Raw genomic sequence first — 21489 nt, forward strand, 5'->3', positions numbered from 1 at the left:
CCCTCCCTCCTTACAGTTCAGCGACAAGTTTATCCACGATGTCGCTGTTAGCAGCTTCATCCACGGAACGTTCGATGATCTTCTCGGCGCCAGCAACAGCCAGGATAGCAACCTGCTTACGCAGTTCTTCGCGAGCACGTTTACGTTCGGCATCGATTTCAGCCTGCGCCTGTGCGACGATTTTGGTGCGTTCCTGTTCTGCTTCAGCTTTAGCTTCGTCCAGAATCTGAGAGCGACGCTTGTTCGCTTGCTCGATGATTACCTGGGCTTCCGCTTTCGCTTTTTTCAGCTGGTCGGTCGCGTTGGCCTGTGCAAGGTCCAAATCTTTCTTAGCGCGTTCTGCAGAAGCTAAACCGTCAGAAATTTCTTTCTGGCGCTTTTCGATGGCAGCCATTAATGGCGGCCATACGTACTTCATGCAGAACCATACGAAGATAACAAACGCGATGGCCTGGCCGAGGATTGTTGCGTTCATGTTCACAGCACAATACCTCTTAAATTAACTCTGTGGCTTAGGTTTCTTTCGAACAACTTACTACGCGACAGCAAACATCACGTACAGACCCAGACCTACAGCGATCATCGGGATAGCATCCACCAGACCCATAACGATAAAGAACTGAGTACGCAGCAGAGGAATCAGATCCGGTTGACGCGCTGCGCCTTCCAGGAATTTACCCCCGAGGATGCCGATACCGATCGCAGCACCGATTGCCGCCAGACCCATCATCACAGCGGCAGCCATGTACAGCAGATCCATATTCAGGTTTTCCATGACAGTCTCCAGTTTGTTTCAGTTAAAACGTAGTAGTGTTGGTAAAAATCAATGCTCTTCGGATGCCATCGACAGATAGACAATCGTCAGAACCATGAAGATGAAGGCTTGCAGCGTAATAATCAGGATGTGGAAAATGGCCCAAGGCACATTCAGAATCCACTGTGACCACCACGGCAACAGACCAGCAATCAGAATGAAAATCAGCTCACCGGCATACATGTTGCCGAACAGTCGCAGACCGAGAGAAACCGGTTTGGACAGCAGGCTTACCCCTTCAAGGATTAAGTTGACAGGAATGAACGCCCAGTGATTGAACGGCTGCATGGTCAGTTCTTTAACGAACCCACCAACGCCTTTCATTTTGATGCTGTAGAAAATAATCAGGATGAACACGCCAAGCGCCATTGACAGGGTGATGTTCACGTCAGCAGACGGAACCACGCGCAGTGCAGGCAGGCCGAAAATGTGTTCGCCGATATAAGGAATCAGGTCGATTGGCAGCAGGTCCATCAGGTTCATCAGGAATACCCAGACGAACACGGTAAGCGCCAGCGGCGCGATGACCTTGCTCTTGCCATGGTACATGTCTTTGACGCTGCCATGGACGAAGCCGATGATCATTTCGATGAAGGTTTGGAATTTCCCTGGTACGCCGCTGGTCGCTCTCTTAGCAACGCTACGGAACATGGCAAGGAACAGCAGACCGAGAACCACCGAGAAAAACATGGAGTCAATATTGAGCGTCCAGAAGGTGGCTGGGGGGTTGTGCGGATCCACCAGCGAGAATGTACGTAGGTCCAACTGAAGGTTATTCAGATGGTGTCCTATGTAATCCTGCGGCGTCATATTTTCTGAAGCCATGATGCCTTTTACCCTTTGTTGTTAATTACAGCTGGAGCCAGAATTTGTACCACCAGCACCAAAACCCACGTCACTATCAGCGGCAAAAATACCACTTCAAAAACCGCCAGCGCCATCGCCAGTAGGGCGAAGGTCAGCAACACCTTGAATGCTTCACCGAAGGCGAAGGTCCAGGCCACTCGGCCTTGAGCTGGTGTATGCGCCTGATGGCGCCAGGCAAAAATCATAAACAACGCGTTTGGCAAAACGACTGCCAAACCTCCGCATATGGCGGAGATGCCCCAGAAGGGGTCTTTGAGGCTGAACAGCAGTCCACTTGCTATTACTGCCAGTAACTGAATAAACAGAAGCTTTCGAGCAACGTTTCGACTCACGAGCGACATAGACATCACGTTTTTACTCCTGCTCCCTTCGAGGTATGCCGCGTGTCGTATAAAACGTTCTTTAAGACCAAGAGTCAAGCGTCAAAAAGCGGACAAATTATACGGTGACAACACGTGATTTCAAACATTAAGTAGCAAAATAGTGAATAAATGTTTAATTATTTTCTGAGCGGCAATTTTTCATGCATTTCGTCAATCAGTGAGGGATCAACCAGAAGTGCAAATAATGAGAAAACGCGGCCATTAAAGCGTGCATCAGATCACATAATAAACATTTTCGGCGCAATCGAATTAAATCTGTACAGAATCAGTAAGTTTTCATCTTTTTGATATTCAAGATAAAAAGTGAGGTCTTTTTGTAAAACAACCCCACATACAATAAAAACCTTTTATTGACATTTATAATAAAAATTTAACATCAATATGAACTGACAGTTCATCGATTTTTAGCACCCTGATATTTTCAAAGTTGACTATTCTGCCAGTAAACCACCACGCTAAAGTTAAACACTAGAAAAGCCATAGTAAAAACAAGGTTAAAAGTGGCCAGATAATACCCGCAGGTAACTTTGATTTTTGTAACATGCGCAGGCCACATTTTTTCCACATTTTTTGATAAAAATTATAAGGCGTTTGGCTTAATGACCACCAAATGTCTCTCCCCTTCCAACTGGGGTACATGCAGTTTAATCACGTCGCAAACCTGGTAACCTTCTGGCAGGTCTGCCATTTCACTTTCCTGCGCCTGCCCTTTCAACGCGTAGAAATGCCCATCTGCCGCCGGCAGGTGGTGGCACCAGCTCACCATGTCGTTCAGCGAGGCAAAAGCGCGGCTAATGACGCCATCAAACGGCGGCTCGGCGGGAAACGCTTCCACACGGCTCTGCACGGGGGTGATGTTATCCAGTTTTAGCTCATGCTGGACCTGGCGCAGGAAGCGCACACGCTTGCCAAGGCTATCCAGTAATGTGAAATGAGATTCCGGGCGCACGATAGCCAGCGGAATACCCGGCAGGCCCGGGCCGGTTCCCACATCGATAAAGCGGGAGCCCTGTAGATATGGCGCAACGATAATGCTATCGAGGATATGGCGAACCAGCATCTCGTTAGGATCGCGAACAGAGGTCAGGTTATAGGCTTTGTTCCACTTATCCAGCAGCCCGACATACGCCACCAGCTGGTTTTTCTGGTGATCGGTGAGCGAAATACCCGCTTCGTCCAGCAGACGAGAAAGTTTGTTGAGCACGGTGAGTACCTTCTAAAAATAATGAGCCCGGAGGCGCTAACGCTTACCGGGCTGTGAATTATAAAGGCGATCGCTGATTTTGCATCCGCCAAATTAACGCGCTCTGACGATTATCAGGCGCTGCGGCGCAGCATCCCCTGCTTTTTCAGCCACACCAGCAAAATAGAAATTGCCGCCGGGGTAATCCCGGAAATACGCGATGCCTGGCCGATCGATGACGGTTTATGGTCGTTCAGCTTGGCAATAACCTCGTTGGACAGGCCGGATACCTGACGGTAATCGAGCGTTGCCGGCAGCAAAGTATTCTCGTTGCGCTGCTGTTTTTCGATCTCGTCCTGCTGGCGAGCGATATAACCTTCGTACTTAACCTGAATCTCAACCTGCTCGGCCGCCTGTTGATCCTGCAGGCCCGGCGCGAACGGAGAAAGCTGAACCAGCTGTTCGTAGGTCATTTCCGGGCGACGCAGCAGATCTTCGCCGCTGGCTTCGCGCGACAGCGGCGCGGTCAGGTGAGCGTTCACTTCGGCTGCGCTTTCCGCCAGCGGGTTAACCCAGCTGGTTTTCAGGCGTTGGCGTTCACGCTCAATGCTTTCCAGTTTCTCGTTGAAACGCGCCCAGCGCTCATCGTCCACCAGCCCCAGCTCACGCCCCTGTTCAGTCAGGCGCAGATCGGCGTTGTCTTCACGCAGCATCAGGCGATATTCCGCACGGGAGGTAAACATGCGGTATGGTTCTTTAGTACCAAGTGTGCACAGATCGTCCACCAGCACGCCAAGGTAGGCCTGATCGCGACGCGGCGCCCAGCCTTCTTTTTCCGCAGAGAAGCGGGCGGCATTAAGACCGGCAAGCAAACCCTGCGCGGCGGCTTCTTCATAACCGGTAGTGCCGTTAATCTGGCCGGCGAAGAACAGACCCTGAATGTATTTGCTCTCCAGCGTCGGCTTCAGGTCACGCGGGTCAAAGAAATCGTACTCAATGGCATAGCCAGGGCGAACGATCTTCGCGTTTTCCATCCCCTGCATTGAACGGACGATTTGCATTTGCACATCAAACGGCAGGCTGGTGGAGATACCGTTTGGATAAATTTCGTTTGAAGTCAGCCCTTCCGGTTCAAGGAAGATCTGATGCTGGTTGCGATCGGCAAAGCGCATGACCTTGTCTTCGATCGACGGGCAGTAACGTGGGCCGATACCTTCAATCACCCCGGCGTACATGGGGCTGCGATCGAGGTTGCTGCGGATCACATCATGGGTTTTCTCGTTGGTGTGCGTGATATAGCACGGTACCTGGCGCGGATGTTGATCCGCGGAACCCATAAACGAGAAGACCGGCATCGGGTTATCGCCGTGCTGTTGCGCCAGCACGCTAAAATCGATGGTGCGTGCGTCAATACGCGGCGGAGTACCGGTTTTCAGGCGGCTTACGCGCAGCGGCAGTTCACGCAGACGGCGAGACAGCGGGATCGACGGCGGATCGCCAGCGCGACCGCCGCTGTAGTTGTCCAGCCCAATGTGGATTTTGCCATCCAGGAAGGTGCCGACGGTTAGTACCACCGACTTAGCGCGGAACTTGAGGCCCATTTGGGTCACCGCGCCGACGACACGATCGTTTTCGACAATCAGATCTTCTACCGCCTGCTGGAAGATCATCAGGTTCGGCTGGTTCTCCAGCGCGGTGCGTACCGCCTGGCGATACAGCACGCGGTCGGCCTGGGCGCGGGTCGCACGAACAGCTGGGCCTTTGCTACCGTTTAGTATCCTAAACTGAATACCTGCCTGATCGATCGCTTTCGCCATCAGACCACCGAGCGCGTCCACTTCTTTTACCAGGTGTCCCTTCCCAATGCCGCCAATCGCCGGGTTGCAGCTCATCTGCCCCAGCGTGTCGATATTGTGTGTCAAAAGCAGGGTTTGTTGGCCCATTCGCGCTGCTGCCATCGCGGCCTCAGTGCCTGCATGACCCCCGCCAATGATGATGACGTCAAAAGGATCCTGATAAAACATGGTGATCTGCCTCGCATAACGCGGTTTGAAAATGGATTGAAGCCCGGGCCGTGGATTCTACTCAACTTTGCTCTTTCGAGAAAGGGGCCGGGATCCTGAGTATTAAAAAGAAGATCTTTTATTTAGAGATCTGTTCTATTGTGATCTCTTATTAGGATCGACTCTCTTTGTGGATAAGTCGGATCCACTGTTTAAGATCAAACGCTTAAGAAGGATCGCAATCTGTGAATGATCGGTGATCCTGTTCCGTATAAGCTGGGATCAGAATGAAGGGTTATGCACAGCTCAAAAAGCGTACTCCGGTTATTCTTTGGATAACTACCGGTTGATCCAAGCTTTTGAGCAGGGTTATCCACAGAAGAAGCTGCGGATCTTTACAAAACTCAGAGTAAATCTTTCCAGGATCCCACCCAAACCTCGGCCGGATCTTCAGGAATCTCGTGTTCGAGGACATTAATTTTCAGCGTTTCACCGATCTGTTTTGCCCCGTTGGCCTTTAATGCTGCTTCGAGTTTGTCGATTGCGCCGCAAAAAGTGTCATATTCGCGGCTACCGATACCCACCGCGCCAAAGCGAACGGCAGAAAGATCGACCTGCTTCTCCAGCAACGCTTCATAAAAGGGGACCAGGTTGTCCGGAATATCGCCGGCGCCATGGGTAGAAGAGATAACTAACCAGATCCCTTCTGCCTGCAGATCGTCAACCAGCGGACCGTGCTGGATATCAGTGCTGTAGCCCGCTTCTTCCAGCTTTTCCGCCAGATGTTCTGCTACATATTCCGCACTGCCCAGGGTGCTGCCGCTGATAAGTGTAATGTCTGCCATGATCGCCGATCGCTCGCTCAACTATTCTGAGTGGCGTATTGTACGCTGTGAGCGAGCTGGGATCTACCTGTGGAAAAATGTGGGATTAAAAAAAACGATCAGGGCTTGATGGTACGCATGATCGGGTTTTGCAGCACGATCAGGGTTTCAGTGGACTGAATTTCATCGATTGTTTGGATCTTGTTGATAAGTACCTGCTGCAGGGCATCGATGGATTTACACATCACCTTAATAAAGATGCTGTAGTGGCCGGTGGTGTAGTAAGCCTCGGTCACCTCCTCCAGGCTCTCCAGCCGGGCGAGAGCGGAAGGATAGTCTTTGGCGCTCTTAAGAATAATGCCGATGAAGCAGCCGACGTCATAACCGAGCTGTTTCGGGCTGACGTCGATTCGCGCCCCCGTAATTATGCCCGCCTGTTTCATTTTCTCTACGCGTACGTGAATCGTACCTGGACTCACGCCGAACTGTTTGGCCAGTTCGGCGTAAGCGGTGCGCGCATTCGCCATTAGGGCATCAAGAATGCCGCGGTCCAGATTGTCGATCTGATAATTTTCCATTGTTTTTTCTTATGATGTTTGATGATTCTTTCTATTTTAGCTTTTTAATTTAATGAATCAAAACTCAAGGCGTCTTTTTATTGATTGATTATTGAATTCAGTGCCATTTCTGTTGCTTAATCAATATCAACAGGACGCAGGAGTAATAAAAAATGAAAACCGCATACATCGCAAAACAACGCCAGATTAGTTTCGTTAAATCCCATTTTTCCCGTCAGCTGGAAGAGAAGCTTGGCCTGATTGAAGTGCAGGCGCCGATCTTAAGCCGCGTAGGAGATGGGACGCAGGACAACTTGTCCGGCTGCGAGAAAGCGGTTCAGGTAAAAGTGAAAACACTGCCAGACGCCCAATTCGAAGTGGTTCATTCACTGGCGAAGTGGAAGCGTCAAACCCTGGGACAACACGACTTCAGCGCGGGCGAAGGGCTGTACACGCACATGAAGGCCCTTCGCCCCGATGAAGACCGCCTCACCCCAATTCACTCCGTTTACGTTGACCAGTGGGACTGGGAACGCGTCATGGGCGACGGCGAACGCCATACTGGCACGTTGAAAGCGACGGTTGAGGCGATCTACGCCGGGATCAAAGCCACCGAGCTGGCGGTAAGTCAGGAATTTGGTCTGACGCCATTCCTGCCGGAACAGATCCACTTTATTCACAGTCAGGAGTTGCTGAGCCGTTATCCGGATCTGGATGCCAAAGGCCGCGAGCGGGCGATAGCTAAAGAGCTTGGCGCCGTTTTCTTAATCGGTATCGGCGGTAAACTGTCTGACGGCAAGCGCCACGATGTTCGCGCGCCGGATTATGATGACTGGAGCTCGCCATCAGCGGAGGGTTTTGCCGGCCTGAACGGCGATATCCTGGTGTGGAACCCGGTGCTGGAAGACGCTTTTGAGCTTTCCTCTATGGGGATCCGTGTTGACGCCGAGGCGCTGAAGCGCCAGTTGGCGGTGACCGGCGATGAAGACCGTCTGCAGCTTGAATGGCACCAGGCGCTGCTGCGCGGCGAAATGCCGCAGACCATTGGCGGCGGTATTGGCCAGTCTCGTTTAACCATGCTGTTGCTGCAGCTTGACCATATCGGCCAGGTACAGTGCGGCGTATGGCCCACGCAGGTGCGTGAAAGCGTCGCCGCTCTGTTGTAAAGATTAACGCCGCCAGCGACGCAGCAGGCGGCTACGCAATCCGGTATCAAAGCGCCAGATATGATCGAAGATGCGCATGATGCCGGGTTTGCCGTGTACCGACATCGCCACCGCGTGAAAACGGTGCTGATGTTTGTGCTGCAACTCCCCCACCTTATTGACCACCTCATCCGGCAACCGCTGGGCGATAAAATCGGAAATCACCACCGCATCGGCATCGACCCATTGCGGGCTTTGCAAACGTTCAACGATCGCGCGAAAACAGCTGGCCAGATCGGTGCCGCCGCGAAAACGCTGGCTTAAAAAACGGATCGCCTGTTCAAGCCCCTGCGGGCCGGTTAGCTCGTAGTGCACCACTTCGCTGGAGAACAGCATGATGTAGCAGCGACGGTTATCCGCCAGCGCGACGCGCATCAGCGCCAGACAAAAGGCTTTAGCGCATTGCTCGTTAAAGCCGCCCATCGAACCTGAGGTATCTACGCAGACAATAAATGGCCCCCGCGGCTGCTCATCAAAATCCTGCCGGGTTACCGGGCGTTCGGTTATTTTCTCCCGCCATGCGTCGCCGTGCAGGCGATAGGTTAACAACTGTTTTTCCACCAGCTTACGGTAGAACTCGAACTCGAGTTCGGTGATGCCGAGCGTTGCCAACTCTGGCGGCAACAGACGTAGAATATCGTCGCTTTGCTGCAGGCCATCGACCTGCTCTGGTACCGTTGCCGGTTCACGAACCATCGCGCGGAAGGTCTCCATCGGCGCATCTTTCTTCGGCACCAGTTTGGCTTCCCGCGATCTGCCCAACTGCTCAGCCAGTTGCATCAGTTCCGGTTGTTGGCTGAGAAAATCGCCATAGCGCACGATCAGCTGATAATCGCCACGTTTAAGCTCGCCGGCGCTCATATCCCACAGGCGGCCAGCGGCGTTGTCGTTTTCCACCAGCACCGGCTCTAGCTGCCCGCTGAGCGTCATTCGTTCCTGCACCTCGCTGAGCAGCTGATCGCGCTCATCGTCTAATAGGTGCTGGTTGAGGGTGGTGGTCTGTACCACGAGGCTTAAGCGCCAGCGTTGTAAGAACAGAGTATGTAGCGCTGGGGTGAAGGTCGCGTTATCGTCCACCAGCTGCTGCGCCTGAGCGGCAAAGGGCGACTGTAGCTTATGCAGCTTGCCGAGGATCTGCGGCAGTTGCACAATAAATTGCGACGTTGAAAGCAGCTGAGCCTGCTGATAGATCTGCACTTCGGCGTCCAGTTCAGGAGGGATTTGCGTCTCTTTGAGCCGGGCGCGAACCGCTTCTCGCCAGCGCGGAATATCGGCGGCGATGATATTTTTCAGCCGCGGAAATTTTTCAAAGAACACCGCCAGTTGAGGAGAGGCCAGCAGCGCCAGCAGCATCTCCTCGATCATCCCTTCTTCGCTGACCGCCAGCATGACATTCAGCATGTCGAGCGTCATGGCTGGCGCGCCTGTTTAATTTGCGCGCCGACGTCCTGCAGGCTGGCTTCGATACGCCCCAGCCAGTCGCCGGGAATAAACAGGCATTTTTGCTGTTCGCTAAAGCGGTTATGTTGCTGGTGCCACTCGTCATCCAGCGCTTCCAGCTGCTGGCGGATCTCGGCAGGCATATTTTCCTGAGATTCGCTGCCTGGCAGCGACAGGCGCGAGCCTTGCAGGCTGACGTCGCGCACCACCAGGTGCTGGCTGGCATCGACATCCATCGTCAATGGCTGGGCAAAACCGATGCCGTTGAGCTTGCCGCGGATCTCGCCGCCTTTTTCCAGCCAGTTGACCAGCGCTTCGCGTTCGAAGGCGATATGAATGACTTCGAGATCGTGCAATTTCAGCGGTTGCTGGAGAAGCAGCGTCAACGTCTCGCCTTCAATTCCGTCCGGCAGTTCATAATGTGGCTTACGGCTGAACATGCCGCCCACGCGCGTGACTTTAAACGCGGTTTTATCGCTGTGCTGCTGCTGGATTTGGATGCGGCGTTGGATGATAGCGCCCAGTTTAGTCAGCATCGCCTGCTGGCCCCAGGCATGGCTGGTCATCAGGGATTCCAACTGCTGAGACATCAGATTCATGCTTTCGATGTTATGCCACAGGCAATCTTTCAACAGGATCAGGTCGATAGGGGCGATGGCGTCGCGGCCGCTAAAGAAGGCGCTGGCCTGCAGCAGACGGATGGCTTTTTTCCAGCGGCGATCGGAAACGTAAGGCGCATTAGGCAAGGCATCTAATTGTTGGCGCAGTTGGAAAACCAGCTCGAAGACATTGTCCGGCAACTTCACGGTACCAATGTCATGCTGCCACTGGGTGAACTCTTCGGTGCTGATTTGCAGGTTTTCGGGAACCGGATTGCTGTTTTCATCCTGTTGGCTCACCAGCATCGAGCGGAAGTTAGTTTTATCCTGCACTTTATCCAGCCACAGGCGGATCAGCATGCGGTCATATAAGGCTTCGAGGCTGTTATCCGCTTCGGGAAGTTCGTTCGACGCCGCAACCAGCAGGCGCATCGGGATTTTCTCTTCATGGGCGCCGTTGCGGAAGTGGCGTTCGTTGATGGCCGTCAGCAGGGTATTAAGGATAGCCGGGCCGGCTTTCCAGATTTCATCCAGGAAGACGATTTCCGCCTCTGGCAGATAGCCTGCCGTTAAACGCTCATAGCGCCCTTCATCTTTGAGCGCCTGAATAGACAGCGGGCCGAAAACTTCTTCCGGGGTGGAGAAGCGGGTCATCAGATATTCGAAAGCGCGCGCCTGCTTGAAAGCGAACTTAAGCCGGCGGGCGATCAGGCTTTTCGCGATGCCGGGTGGACCCAGCAGGAATACGCTCTCGCCGCTGAGCGCAGCCAGCAGGCACAGACGTATTGCGTGGCTGCGTTCAAAGAGTCCTTTTTCCAGGGCGGCGCTAAGTCGGGAAATTCTTTCTGCCAGTAAATGTGATTGAGCCATAATAGAGTTGCGTGCTTTGTCGTGTGTCGTTATTGCGTCGAGTATAGATGTTTGATTAGGGGTGGTAATAGCCTGAAGAATCGATTTATTTTCTTTGAGCTAAGTTAATATGGTGTCAGTTAGGGGTACGATTCAGCAAATAATCGTGCATACTGTGCGCTTTTTGTGGGCCAAGGGACTAGGCACACATTTGTTTTATAAACGAAAAGACTAGTCTATGAGCACTGATAATAAACAATCGTTGCCGGCAATAACGCTGGCGGCAATCGGCGTGGTTTACGGCGATATCGGTACCAGTCCACTGTATACTCTTCGCGAATGTCTGTCAGGCCAGTTTGGCTTTGGCGTTGAACGCGATGCGGTGTTTGGCTTTCTGTCGCTGATTTTCTGGCTGTTGATCTTTACCGTATCAATTAAATACATCACCTTCGTGATGCGGGCGGATAACGCCGGCGAGGGCGGGATCTTAACGCTGATGTCGCTGGCGGGGCGCAACACCTCGGCAAAGATGACCTCCGTGTTGGTGATCCTCGGCCTGATTGGCGGTAGCTTCTTCTATGGTGAAGTAGTAATAACCCCGGCAATATCGGTGATGTCGGCGATAGAGGGGTTGGAAATTATCGCCCCACAGCTGGATACCTGGATTGTCCCCATCTCCATTATTGTGCTGACCCTGCTATTTGCTATTCAAAAACACGGTACCGGGATGGTCGGCAAGCTGTTCGCGCCAATTATGCTGATCTGGTTCCTGTTGCTGGCGGTGCTTGGCGCTCGCAGTATCCTCGATAACCCGGAAGTTCTGCAGGCGCTGAACCCTTACTGGGCGGTACATTTCTTCCTGCAGTACAAAACGGTCTCCTTTATTGCGCTTGGCGCGGTGGTGCTGTCGATTACCGGTGTGGAAGCGCTGTATGCCGATATGGGCCACTTCGGCAAACTACCGATTCGCGTGGCGTGGTTCTCGGTGGTGCTGCCATCACTGGTGCTTAACTATTTTGGCCAGGGCGCGCTGCTGCTGAAGCACCCGGAAGCCATTAAAAACCCGTTCTTCCTGCTGGCGCCGGAATGGGCGCTGATCCCGATGCTGATTATCGCGACCCTGGCGACGGTTATCGCCTCGCAGGCGGTGATTTCCGGGGTCTTCTCGCTGACTCGCCAGGCCGTGCGTCTGGGCTATCTGTCACCAATGCGCATTATCCATACTTCGGAAATGGAGTCCGGGCAGATTTACATCCCGTTCATTAACTGGCTGCTGTACGTTTCTGTGGTCATCGTCATTGTCAGCTTCGAGCACTCTTCTAATCTGGCGGCGGCGTACGGTATTGCGGTAACGGGCACCATGGTGTTGACCTCCATTCTTTCGGCGACCGTGGCGCGCAAAAACTGGCACTGGAATAAGCTGTTTGTCGGCCTGATGCTGGTGGCCTTCCTGTGTATCGATATTCCGCTGTTCTCGGCGAACCTCGATAAAATCGTCTCCGGCGGCTGGTTGCCGTTATCGCTGGGCCTGGTGATGTTTACGGTGATGACCACCTGGAAGAGCGAGCGTTTCCGCCTGCTGCGCCGGATGCACGAGCATGGTAACTCGCTGGAAGCGATGATCTCCTCGCTGGAGAAATCGCCGCCGGTGCGCGTACCGGGTACCGCGGTCTATATGTCTCGCGCCCTGAACGTGATCCCTTTTGCTCTGCTGCATAACCTGAAACACAACAAGGTGCTGCATGAACGCGTGATCCTGCTGACTCTGCGTACCGAAGATGCCCCGTATGTGCATAACGTTCGCCGCGTGCAGATTGAGCAACTGTCGCCGTCGTTCTGGCGCGTCGTGGCAAGCTATGGCTGGCGTGAAACGCCGAACGTCGAAGAGGTGTTCCATCGCTGCGGCCTGGAAGGGTTGAGCTGTCGAATGATGGAAACGTCGTTCTTTATGTCCCACGAGTCGCTGATTATTGGCAAACGGCCATGGTATCTGCGCCTGCGTGGCAAGCTGTATCTGCTGCTGCAGCGTAACGCCCTGCGCGCGCCGGATCAGTTTGAAATCCCTCCTAACCGGGTTATTGAGCTCGGTACGCAGGTGGAAATCTGATGTCAAAAAGCCCTTCAATAATGAAGGGCTTTTTTGTCTCTCACATCTTGATGTAACTTCTTGTCCCCGCGTTGCGAAACGTTTCGATGGCGATCACATTTCTCTCTTCTGCCGGTGGTTTTCTGTTCGCTGATTGACAATACTTAGGGCAGCGAAACGTTTCGCTAGTGGAGCAAAAGAGACAAAATGAAAAAAGGCACCGTACTTAACGCTGATATTTCTTCCGTTATCTCCCGCCTCGGTCATACCGATACGCTGGTTGTTTGCGATGCCGGATTGCCGGTTCCCCGCAGCAGCGCGCGCATTGATATGGCGCTTACTCAGGGCGTACCTTCTTTTATGCAGGTTCTGGAAGTCGTAACGGCGGAAATGCAGGTTGAGGCGGCGGTCATCGCGGAAGAGATTAAAATCCATAATCCGCAACTCCACGCGACGTTGCTCAATCATCTTGAGCAGCTGCAGCAGCACCAGGGAAATACGATTGAAATTCGTTACACCAGTCATGAGCAGTTCAAAAAACAAACCGCAGATAGTCAGGCGGTAATTCGCAGCGGGGAGTGTTCCCCGTATGCGAATATTATTCTCTGTGCTGGCGTCACTTTCTGAGGTCGCCGTCATGGAAGCTTTATTACAGCTGAAAGGGATCGATAAAGCGTTCCCTGGCGTCAAAGCGCTCTCGGGCGCGGCGCTGAATGTCTATGCCGGCCGGGTAATGGCGCTGGTAGGGGAAAATGGCGCCGGTAAATCGACAATGATGAAGGTGCTGACCGGTATCTATACCCGTGATGCCGGTTCTTTGCAGTGGTTAGGTAAAGAAACGACCTTTAACGGCCCAAAATCCTCACAGGAAGCTGGTATCGGCATCATTCATCAGGAACTCAACCTGATCCCGCAATTAACGATTGCCGAGAACATCTTCCTCGGCCGCGAGTTCGTTAACCGCTTTGGCAAAATCGACTGGAAAAAGATGTATGCCGAAGCGGACAAGCTGCTGGCGAAGCTGAATTTACGCTTTAACAGCCAGAAGCAGGTGGGCGATCTGTCGATTGGCGATCAGCAAATGGTGGAAATCGCCAAAGTGCTGAGCTTTGAATCGAAGGTCATCATTATGGATGAGCCCACCGATGCCCTGACCGATACCGAGACCGAATCGCTGTTCCGCGTCATTCGCGAATTGAAGTCGCAGGGGCGCGGTATCGTCTATATCTCCCACCGCATGAAAGAGATCTTCGAAATCTGCGATGACGTCACCGTATTTCGCGACGGGCAATTTATTGCCGAGCGCGAAGTGGCTTCGCTGGATGAAGATCGACTAATCGAGATGATGGTTGGCCGTAAGCTGGAAGATCAATATCCGCATCTCGATAAGGCGCCGGGCGCGGTACGTCTGAAGGTTGATAATCTCTGCGGCTCCGGTGTGGAAAACGTGACGTTTACCCTGCGTCAGGGCGAAATCCTCGGCGTCGCCGGGCTGATGGGCGCCGGGCGTACTGAACTGATGAAGGTGCTGTACGGCGCGCTGCCGCGTAGCAGCGGTTCCGTGACGCTGGATGGCCATGAAGTCGTCACCCGTTCGCCGCAGGATGGCCTGGCGAACGGCATTGTCTATATCTCCGAAGACCGTAAGCGTGATGGCCTGGTGCTCGGAATGTCGGTCAAAGAAAACATGTCATTGACCGCGCTACGCTACTTCAGCCGGGCGGGCGGCAGCCTTAAGCATAAAGATGAACAGCAGGCGGTCAGTGATTTCATTCGGCTGTTTAATGTGAAGACGCCTTCAATGGAGCAGGCAATCGGCCTGCTTTCCGGCGGTAACCAGCAAAAAGTCGCTATCGCTCGCGGGCTGATGACCCGGCCGAAAGTGCTGATCCTCGATGAACCGACCCGTGGCGTCGACGTTGGTGCGAAGAAAGAGATCTACCAGCTGATTAACCAGTTTAAAGCCGATGGCCTGAGCATCATTCTCGTCTCTTCGGAGATGCCGGAAGTGCTGGGCATGAGCGATCGCATCATTGTTATGCATGAAGGGCATCTCGGCGGTGAATTCACACGCGAGCAGGCCACCCAGGAAGTATTGATGGCTGCCGCTGTGGGCAAGCTTAACCGTGTGAATCAGGAGTAAAAAAGATGACTACCCAGGCTGTTACTGGTCGCCGCTATTTCACTAAAGCGTGGCTGATGGAGCAAAAATCGCTGATCGCCCTGCTGGTGCTGATCGCGATCGTTTCGACCATGAGCCCCAACTTTTTTACCGTCAATAACCTGTTCAATATTCTGCAGCAGACTTCCGTTAACGCCATCATGGCGGTCGGGATGACGCTGGTCATTCTGACATCGGGGATCGATCTGTCCGTCGGTTCTCTGTTGGCGTTGACCGGCGCCGTCGCGGCGTCTATCGTCGGTATCGAAGTGAATGCGCTGGTGGCCGTTGCCGCCGCGCTGGCGCTCGGTGCGGCTATTGGCGCGGTGACCGGGGTGATTGTCGCGAAAGGGCGTGTGCAGGCGTTTATCGCCACTTTGGTAATGATGCTGCTGCTGCGCGGCGTGACGATGGTTTACACCAACGGCAGCCCGATCAACACCGGCTTTAGCGATAACGCCGATCTGTTCGGCTGGTTCGGTATCGGACGCCCGCTGGGGATCCCTACGCCGGTATGGATTATGGCGATTGTCTTCCTGGCGGCCTGGTACATGCTGCACCATACTCGCCTGGGTCGTTATATTTATGCCCTGGGCGGTAATGAAGCGGCGACGCGGCTTTCCGGCATCAGCGTAAATAGAGTGAAAATCATCGTCTATGCGTTATGCGGAATGTTGGCTTCACTGGCCGGGATCATCGAAGTGGCGCGTCTTTCCTCTGCGCAGCCGACGGCGGGGACGGGCTATGAATTAGATGCGATTGCAGCGGTCGTACTTGGCGGCACTAGCCTGGCCGGTGGTAAAGGTCGTATCGTCGGCACGCTGATTGGCGCGCTGATCCTTGGCTTCCTGAACAATGGTCTGAACCTTTTAGGCGTTTCTTCCTATTACCAGATGATCGTCAAAGCGGTGGTGATTTTACTGGCGGTACTGGTAGATAACAAAAAGCAGTAACTGAGAACTCTACAGGACATCTTAACTATGAATATGAAAAAACTGGCGACCCTGGTCTCTGCTGTTGCTCTAAGCGCGACCGTTAGCGCAAACGCGATGGCGAAAGATACCATCGCACTGGTTATCTCTACCCTGAATAACCCGTTCTTCGTTTCTCTGAAAGACGGCGCGCAGAAAGAAGCCGATAAGCTGGGTTACAACCTGGTGGTGCTGGATTCTCAGAATAACCCGGCAAAAGAGCTGGCGAACGTACAGGACTTAACGGTGCGTGGCGCTAAGCTGCTGCTGATTAACCCAACCGACTCCGATGCTGTCGGCAATGCGGTGAAGATGGCGAACCAGGCTAAAATCCCGGTCATTACCCTTGACCGCCAGGCTTCTAAAGGCGATGTGGTGAGCCATATTGCTTCCGATAACGTGCTGGGCGGTAAAATGGCCGGCGACTATATTGCGAAGAAAGTCGGCGAAAGCGCGAAAGTGATTGAGCTGCAAGGTATTGCTGGTACCTCTGCGGCGCGCGAGCGCGGCGAAGGTTTCAAACAGGCCGTGGCGGCGCATAAGTTCAACGTACTGGCCAGCCAGCCCGCTGACTTCGACCGTACTAAAGGTCTGAACGTGATGCAGAACCTGCTGACGGCGCATCCGGACGTGCAGGCGGTGTTTGCGCAGAACGACGAAATGGCGCTGGGCGCGCTGCGTGCGCTGCAGACTGCAGGAAAATCTGATGTGATGGTGGTTGGATTTGACGGCACTCCGGATGGCGAAAAAGCAGTAAATAGTGGCAAACTGGCAGCGACTATCGCCCAGTTGCCGGAGCAGATCGGCGTTAAAGGCGTCGAAACCGCTGATAAAGTGCTGAAGGGCGAAAAAGTGGATGCCAGCTATCCGGTTGAGCTGAAACTGGTCATTAAGCAGTAAAATGCGATTCGGGCCGGCAACGGCCCGAGGGACAACATAAAAAGAAAAGCAGGGCATGCGCCACCGGAGTCCGGTGGCGCGCTTTCCCGGGAATAAAGATGATGAAAACCGCAGGCAAACTTGTCGTCCTTGGCAGCATCAATGCCGATCACATTCTTAACCTTGAATCCTTCCCTACTCCAGGTGAGACCGTCACCGGAAACCACTATCAGGTCGCATTCGGCGGTAAAGGCGCTAACCAGGCGGTGGCTGCCGGGCGTAGCGGCGCGGATATTGCCTTCATTGCCTGTACCGGCGATGACGACATTGGCGAACGCGTCCGCCGCCAGCTCGCGAGCGATAACATCGACGTGGCGCCGGTGCGTACCGTTGCTGGCGAATCTACTGGCGTCGCGTTAATTTTCGTTAACGCGGAAGGTGAGAATGTCATCGGTATTCATGCCGGCGCTAATGCAGCGCTATCGGTTTCTCAGGTAGAGGCGGAGAAAGAACGTATCGCCAACGCGCAGGCATTGTTAATGCAGCTGGAGTCGCCGCTGGAGAGCGTGATGGCTGCCGCGAAAATCGCTCATCAGCATCAGACGACGGTGGTACTCAATCCCGCACCGGCGCGTGAACTTTCGGATGAGCTATTGGCGCTGGTGGATGTTATTACGCCGAATGAAACCGAAGCGGAAAAGCTGACCGGTATTCGCGTTGAGAGCGACGACGATGCCGCGAAAGCCGCCAGTGCGCTTCATGCGAAGGGAATTGGTACGGTGATGATTACTCTCGGCAGCCGCGGCGTTTGGTTAAGCTGCGAGGGCGAAAGCCGCCGGGTTCCAGGATTTAAAGTTCAGGCCATCGATACGATTGCCGCTGGCGACACTTTTAATGGCGCATTTGTCACCGCGCTGCTGGAAGGCCGTGAAGTGTCAGACGCCATCCGTTTTGCCCATGCCGCCGCCGCGATTGCCGTCACCCGTAAGGGGGCGCAACCGTCTGTGCCGTGGCGCAAAGAGATCGACGAATTCTTGCGTCAACAGGGGTAATGCTTGGCTACCATGAAGGATGTGGCCCGCGTCGCGGGCGTTTCCACCTCGACCGTTTCTCACGTCATTAATAAAGACCGCTTTGTCAGCGAGGCGATTACCGCCAAAGTTGATGCGGCGATCAAAAGTCTTAACTACGCGCCTTCGGCGCTGGCGCGCAGCCTCAAGTTAAATCAGACGCGAACCATCGGCATGCTGATCACCGCCAGTACTAACCCGTTTTATTCGGAGCTGGTGCGCGGCGTGGAACGCAGCTGTTTCGAGCGCGGCTACAGCCTGGTGCTATGTAATACCGAAGGCGATGAGCAGCGGATGAACCGCAATCTGGAAACGCTGATGCAAAAACGCGTCGATGGTCTGCTGCTGCTGTGCACCGAAACGCATCAACCTTCCCAGGAGATCATGCAGCGTTATCCGTCGGTGCCGACGGTGATGATGGATTGGGCGCCGTTCGACGGCGACAGCGATCTGATTCAGGATAATTCGTTGCTCGGTGGCGATATGGCGACCCAGTATCTGATCGATCGCGGTCATACCCGTATTGCCTGCATTGCCGGGCCGCTGGATAAAACGCCGTCGCGACTGCGGCTGGAGGGCTATCATGCGGCGATGGCGCGCGCCGGGCTGGATGTCGCCGAAGGTTATGTCATTACCAGCGATTTTGAATTTGGCGGCGGTTTTACTGCGATGCAGCAACTGCTGGCGTTAACGCCACGGCCGCAGGCGGTCTTTGTCGGTAATGATGCGATGGCGGTCGGCGCGTATCAGGCGCTGTATCAGTCCGGGTTGCATATTCCGCAGGATATGGCGCTGGTGGGGTATGACGATATTGAACTGGCGCGCTATATGACCCCGCCGCTCACCACCATTCATCAACCTAAAGATGAACTGGGAGAGCTCGCTATCGATGTGCTGATTCACCGCATGGCGGATCCCGGGCAAAAACAGCAGCGCGTGCAGCTCACTCCAGAGCTGGTGATTCGCGGTTCAGCTTAGTGCTTGTGCCGCTCCGTTATCAGGTTGCGGCCATCTTTGGCTCTGAGCAGCATAAACATCAACGCTGACACCACGGTGATCGCACCCATCGTGATAAAGGTATAGTGGAATTGTTCGATGGTACTGGCGTTATCAAACCCTTCATAAAAACGCAGAACCGCCGCGCTGATGGCTACGCCAAGGCTAATCGACAGCTGCTGGGTTACCGCGAGCAGGCTGTTGCCGCTACTGGCATTGTCATCGGTTAAATCAGCAAGCGTAATGGTGTTCATCGAGGTGAACTGCGTGGACATCGCCATCCCCAGTACAAATAGCGGCAGTAGTAGCAGCCACAGCGGCATTCCCGGCGACTGCAGCGCAAACTGCGCGATCATCAAACCAATAAAGATGGTGACTCCCACCAACGTTTTGCGATAACCAAACCAGCGCAGGATCTGCGTGACGGTCGACTTGGCGATTATCGAGCCGATGGCCGTCGGCGCAATCATGCAGCCGGCGATAATGGCCGGGTAGCCGAAACCGACTTGTAGCATCAGCGGCATCAGGAACGGCACGCAGCCGGTACCTAACCGTGTCGCCAGGTTACCGGCGATCCCGACAGAGAAGGTATGGGTCTTAAATAGAGAGAGCGAAATCAGCGGAGTGGGATGGCGACGAGCATGCCGAATATAGGCCAGCATGAGCACGACGCTCAGGGCGATGACGGCCAGCGCTATCCAGCTGGCGACGATTTTCTCGCCAAAGAGCTCAATACCACTGGAGAACAGCACCAGGCTTAAACCAAAAAGCACAAAACCGCTGGTGTCGAAACGACGGCGGGGCGTGGTGAAGTCCGGCATATATTTGCGGGCGTAGAGAATGCCGATGATGCCAATCGGGATGTTAATCAAGAAAATCCAGTGCCAACTGGCCCAGGTGACTAACACGCCGCCGAGTACAGGGCCGAGGATGGGGCCGACCAGTCCGGGCATGGTAACGAAGTTGAGTACCGGCAGCAGTTCGCTACGCGGATAGGCGCGTAACAGCGCCAGGCGCGCAACCGGCATCATCATTGCGCCGCCGATCCCCTGGATGACGCGGAAGACAACCAATTCGGGAAGCGAAGTGGAAAGCGCGCAGGCGAGGGAGCCCAGGGTAAACAGGCTAACGGCAACGATAAAGACCTTGCGGGTGCCAAAGCGATCGGCCAACCAGCCGCTCACCGGAATCAGCATCGCTACCGTCAGGGTGTAGCTGATAATGGCGGATTGCATCGCCAGCGGGGAGTGACCGAGGCTATGCGCAATCGCGGGAAGCGCGGTATTAAGAATAGTGGCGTCCAGCGCCTGCATAAAGAAAGCCATGGCCGCAATCCATGGCAGTCCGGCCATACTCAGCCCTTTCTTCCCGGTCATGCCATTTCCTTCTTTATTTACCTGTGTGGTTTGGGGTGTTCAATAATGTCTGGCAGGCAAGCTGCGCGCGTGGACCGTCGCTTTCCTGAATGGCGTCAACAATAGCCTGGTGTAGATCGAGTTTAACGACTTCATTTTGCGTAATCGAGGTGAAATAGGTCTGATATACCGAATGGAATAACGACGCGAAAGAGGTGAGAAACGGGTTGCCGCTCATCGCATAAATATGTTCATGCCAGGCCATATCGACTTCAATCCAGCGTTCGCGGATAAAATGTCTTTTCAGCTCGATCATTTCTTCCATTAGCGTATTGAGCTGCGCTTTCTGCTCGGAGGTGCCGTTTATCGCCGCCAGAAAACAGGCCTGAGGCTCCAGGCTACTACGCATCACCAGAAAATGGCTAACCACCTCGGCAAAATTATCTTCCGTCAGCCACCAGGCAAGCAGCTCTTTATCCAGAAAATTCCAGCTGCTGCGTGCCAGAACGCGAGTTCCGATACGCGGGCGCGGAAGCAGCATGCCTTTAGCTGCCAGCGTTTTTACCGCTTCTCGTACTGCCGTCCGGCTCACGCCAAACTGTTCGCCCAGTTCCATTTCACCAGGAAGAATGCTCTCTGGCGGATATTCGCCGGTGAGAATTTTTTGGGCGATCTTCTCCGCGATGACCCAGGAGATGTTTTTTTGTGCCGCCAGCTGCTGTGCGCTTATAGACATAAATGCCGTTCCTTTCTCTTTTCTACTTCATCAGTATGCCACCTGGCGGCTTGTTTCGGTGGTTAAAACAGCAAAAGGGCGATTTTTTACGGTTTTGACACCGCCTTTGGTGAAAAAAGAGACGGTTGAAAAGTTTTTTGAAAACAGGGCTTGTCAACGTCTCAGAACTCCCTATAATGCGCCTCCACTGACACGGAACAACGGCAAGCAAGCCGCCGGGTCAACAGGGTTTCAGCGGTAAATAACAACGCTGAAAACCGACAGAGAAAAGTGAAAATAAACGCTTGACTCTGAATGAGGAAAACGTAATATACGGGACCTCGCAACGGTGAGCTGAAAGCCGCGTTGCAACTGCTCTTTAACAATTTATCAGACAATCTGTGTGGGCACTCAAAGTGACATGGATTCTTAATGTCTTCGGACAATAAATGAATACCAAGTCTCTGAGTGAACATGCGTAATTCATTACGAAGTTTAATTCACGAGCATCAAACTTAAATTGAAGAGTTTG

General features: G+C 53.7%; 20 protein-coding genes. 8 read left to right on the top strand and 12 right to left on the bottom strand.

Annotated features, from left to right (window positions below; all coding sequences use genetic code 11):
• Positions 1 to 10: 10 nt before the first annotated feature.
• The 8 genes from atpF to asnC all read right to left on the bottom strand — a co-directional run bounded on the left by atpF (position 11) and on the right by asnC (position 6652).
• Entirely contained in the window at positions 11 to 481 is a 471-nt protein-coding gene (gene atpF, locus ABLU86_RS13005; RefSeq protein ID WP_004107293.1) for a F0F1 ATP synthase subunit B, read from the bottom strand.
• Between the two features lie 54 nt (positions 482 to 535).
• Positions 536 to 775: a F0F1 ATP synthase subunit C gene (gene atpE / locus ABLU86_RS13010; protein WP_000429386.1), complete on the bottom strand. Its 240-nt coding sequence runs from the start codon at positions 773 to 775 to the stop codon at positions 536 to 538.
• 48 nt (positions 776 to 823) lie between these two features.
• Positions 824 to 1639, bottom strand: coding sequence for a F0F1 ATP synthase subunit A (atpB, locus tag ABLU86_RS13015; protein WP_015369004.1), 816 nt, complete (start codon positions 1637 to 1639; stop codon positions 824 to 826).
• Positions 1640 to 1647: 8 nt separating this feature from the next.
• Positions 1648 to 2028, bottom strand: a complete 381-nt coding sequence (gene atpI / locus ABLU86_RS13020; protein WP_015703918.1) for a F0F1 ATP synthase subunit I — start codon at positions 2026 to 2028, stop codon at positions 1648 to 1650.
• Between the two features lie 616 nt (positions 2029 to 2644).
• Complete coding sequence (gene rsmG, locus ABLU86_RS13025; RefSeq protein WP_015369001.1) at positions 2645 to 3268, bottom strand: 16S rRNA (guanine(527)-N(7))-methyltransferase RsmG; 624 nt, start codon at positions 3266 to 3268, stop codon at positions 2645 to 2647.
• 113 nt (positions 3269 to 3381) lie between these two features.
• Positions 3382 to 5271 carry a tRNA uridine-5-carboxymethylaminomethyl(34) synthesis enzyme MnmG gene (gene mnmG / locus ABLU86_RS13030; protein WP_015369000.1) on the bottom strand — a complete coding sequence of 630 codons (1890 nt, stop codon included), beginning with the start codon at positions 5269 to 5271 and terminating at the stop codon, positions 3382 to 3384.
• A 383-nt stretch (positions 5272 to 5654) separates the two neighbouring features.
• Positions 5655 to 6095 carry an FMN-binding protein MioC gene (mioC, locus tag ABLU86_RS13035; protein WP_015703919.1) on the bottom strand — a complete coding sequence of 147 codons (441 nt, stop codon included), beginning with the start codon at positions 6093 to 6095 and terminating at the stop codon, positions 5655 to 5657.
• 98 nt (positions 6096 to 6193) lie between these two features.
• Positions 6194 to 6652 (bottom strand): transcriptional regulator AsnC, encoded by a 459-nt coding sequence (gene asnC / locus ABLU86_RS13040; RefSeq protein WP_015368998.1) that lies wholly within the window; start codon positions 6650 to 6652, stop codon positions 6194 to 6196.
• Between the two features lie 152 nt (positions 6653 to 6804).
• On the opposite strand from asnC, the gene asnA reads away from it, so the two are divergent.
• Positions 6805 to 7797, top strand: a complete 993-nt coding sequence (asnA, locus tag ABLU86_RS13045) for an aspartate--ammonia ligase (protein ID WP_032712991.1) — start codon at positions 6805 to 6807, stop codon at positions 7795 to 7797.
• A gap of 3 nt (positions 7798 to 7800) precedes the next feature.
• On the opposite strand, the gene viaA is transcribed toward asnA, so the two are convergent.
• Together viaA and ravA are read right to left on the bottom strand one after the other, a co-directional pair.
• A complete protein-coding gene (viaA, locus tag ABLU86_RS13050) occupies positions 7801 to 9249 on the bottom strand; it encodes an ATPase RavA stimulator ViaA (protein WP_015703920.1) in 1449 nt (482 codons plus the stop codon).
• On the bottom strand, positions 9246 to 10745 hold the full coding sequence (gene ravA / locus ABLU86_RS13055; RefSeq protein ID WP_015368995.1) for an ATPase RavA: 1500 nt from the start codon (positions 10743 to 10745) through the stop codon (positions 9246 to 9248). The genes viaA and ravA overlap by 4 nt, the downstream gene beginning before the upstream one ends.
• A 217-nt stretch (positions 10746 to 10962) precedes the next feature.
• On the opposite strand from ravA, the gene kup reads away from it, so the two are divergent.
• The 7 genes from kup to rbsR all read left to right on the top strand — a co-directional run bounded on the left by kup (position 10963) and on the right by rbsR (position 18869).
• Entirely contained in the window at positions 10963 to 12831 is a 1869-nt protein-coding gene (kup, locus tag ABLU86_RS13060) for a low affinity potassium transporter Kup (RefSeq protein ID WP_015368994.1), read from the top strand.
• Positions 12832 to 13017: 186 nt separating this feature from the next.
• Positions 13018 to 13437 carry a D-ribose pyranase gene (gene rbsD / locus ABLU86_RS13065; protein ID WP_032712989.1) on the top strand — a complete coding sequence of 140 codons (420 nt, stop codon included), beginning with the start codon at positions 13018 to 13020 and terminating at the stop codon, positions 13435 to 13437.
• A gap of 10 nt (positions 13438 to 13447) precedes the next feature.
• Positions 13448 to 14953 carry a ribose ABC transporter ATP-binding protein RbsA gene (rbsA, locus tag ABLU86_RS13070; RefSeq protein WP_259925722.1) on the top strand — a complete coding sequence of 502 codons (1506 nt, stop codon included), beginning with the start codon at positions 13448 to 13450 and terminating at the stop codon, positions 14951 to 14953.
• Between the two features lie 5 nt (positions 14954 to 14958).
• Positions 14959 to 15924 (top strand): ribose ABC transporter permease, encoded by a 966-nt coding sequence (rbsC, locus tag ABLU86_RS13075; protein ID WP_015368991.1) that lies wholly within the window; start codon positions 14959 to 14961, stop codon positions 15922 to 15924.
• A gap of 27 nt (positions 15925 to 15951) precedes the next feature.
• On the top strand, positions 15952 to 16842 hold the full coding sequence (gene rbsB, locus ABLU86_RS13080) for a ribose ABC transporter substrate-binding protein RbsB (RefSeq protein ID WP_015368990.1): 891 nt from the start codon (positions 15952 to 15954) through the stop codon (positions 16840 to 16842).
• A 98-nt stretch (positions 16843 to 16940) separates the two neighbouring features.
• Entirely contained in the window at positions 16941 to 17873 is a 933-nt protein-coding gene (rbsK, locus tag ABLU86_RS13085) for a ribokinase (RefSeq protein ID WP_020077610.1), read from the top strand.
• Between the two features lie 3 nt (positions 17874 to 17876).
• Complete coding sequence (gene rbsR, locus ABLU86_RS13090) at positions 17877 to 18869, top strand: ribose operon transcriptional repressor RbsR (RefSeq protein ID WP_015703923.1); 993 nt, start codon at positions 17877 to 17879, stop codon at positions 18867 to 18869.
• Here the strand turns inward: rbsR and mdtD are convergent.
• The gene (mdtD, locus tag ABLU86_RS13095; RefSeq protein WP_015368987.1) at positions 18866 to 20263 is read right to left on the bottom strand and encodes a multidrug transporter subunit MdtD; all 1398 of its coding nucleotides are present in this window, start codon (positions 20261 to 20263) and stop codon (positions 18866 to 18868) included. The two genes, rbsR and mdtD, sit on opposite strands and share 4 nt — an antisense overlap.
• A gap of 13 nt (positions 20264 to 20276) precedes the next feature.
• Positions 20277 to 20978, bottom strand: a complete 702-nt coding sequence (locus tag ABLU86_RS13100) for a FadR/GntR family transcriptional regulator (protein ID WP_015368986.1) — start codon at positions 20976 to 20978, stop codon at positions 20277 to 20279.
• Positions 20979 to 21489: the final 511 nt, after the last annotated feature.

The organism is Klebsiella sp. JN_Kp121 (assembly GCF_040062145.1).
In the GTDB taxonomy this organism is placed as follows: domain Bacteria; phylum Pseudomonadota; class Gammaproteobacteria; order Enterobacterales; family Enterobacteriaceae; genus Klebsiella; species Klebsiella aerogenes.

Excerpts from the sequence above, each read along its gene's own strand:
- kup (WP_015368994.1), top strand. The coding sequence starts at position 10,963 with ATGAGCACTGATAATAAACAATCGTTGCCGGCAATAACGCTGGCGGCA.
- atpE (WP_000429386.1), bottom strand. The coding sequence starts at position 775 with ATGGAAAACCTGAATATGGATCTGCTGTACATGGCTGCCGCTGTGATG.
- mioC (WP_015703919.1), bottom strand. The coding sequence starts at position 6,095 with ATGGCAGACATTACACTTATCAGCGGCAGCACCCTGGGCAGTGCGGAA.
- viaA (WP_015703920.1), bottom strand. The coding sequence starts at position 9,249 with ATGACGCTCGACATGCTGAATGTCATGCTGGCGGTCAGCGAAGAAGGG.
- rbsA (WP_259925722.1), top strand. The coding sequence starts at position 13,448 with ATGGAAGCTTTATTACAGCTGAAAGGGATCGATAAAGCGTTCCCTGGC.
- atpI (WP_015703918.1), bottom strand. The coding sequence starts at position 2,028 with ATGTCTATGTCGCTCGTGAGTCGAAACGTTGCTCGAAAGCTTCTGTTT.
- rbsC (WP_015368991.1), top strand. The coding sequence starts at position 14,959 with ATGACTACCCAGGCTGTTACTGGTCGCCGCTATTTCACTAAAGCGTGG.
- rbsD (WP_032712989.1), top strand. The coding sequence starts at position 13,018 with ATGAAAAAAGGCACCGTACTTAACGCTGATATTTCTTCCGTTATCTCC.
- atpB (WP_015369004.1), bottom strand. The coding sequence starts at position 1,639 with ATGGCTTCAGAAAATATGACGCCGCAGGATTACATAGGACACCATCTG.
- ABLU86_RS13100 (WP_015368986.1), bottom strand. The coding sequence starts at position 20,978 with ATGTCTATAAGCGCACAGCAGCTGGCGGCACAAAAAAACATCTCCTGG.
- mnmG (WP_015369000.1), bottom strand. The coding sequence starts at position 5,271 with ATGTTTTATCAGGATCCTTTTGACGTCATCATCATTGGCGGGGGTCAT.
- rbsB (WP_015368990.1), top strand. The coding sequence starts at position 15,952 with ATGAATATGAAAAAACTGGCGACCCTGGTCTCTGCTGTTGCTCTAAGC.
- asnC (WP_015368998.1), bottom strand. The coding sequence starts at position 6,652 with ATGGAAAATTATCAGATCGACAATCTGGACCGCGGCATTCTTGATGCC.
- rbsK (WP_020077610.1), top strand. The coding sequence starts at position 16,941 with ATGATGAAAACCGCAGGCAAACTTGTCGTCCTTGGCAGCATCAATGCC.
- ravA (WP_015368995.1), bottom strand. The coding sequence starts at position 10,745 with ATGGCTCAATCACATTTACTGGCAGAAAGAATTTCCCGACTTAGCGCC.
- mdtD (WP_015368987.1), bottom strand. The coding sequence starts at position 20,263 with ATGACCGGGAAGAAAGGGCTGAGTATGGCCGGACTGCCATGGATTGCG.
- asnA (WP_032712991.1), top strand. The coding sequence starts at position 6,805 with ATGAAAACCGCATACATCGCAAAACAACGCCAGATTAGTTTCGTTAAA.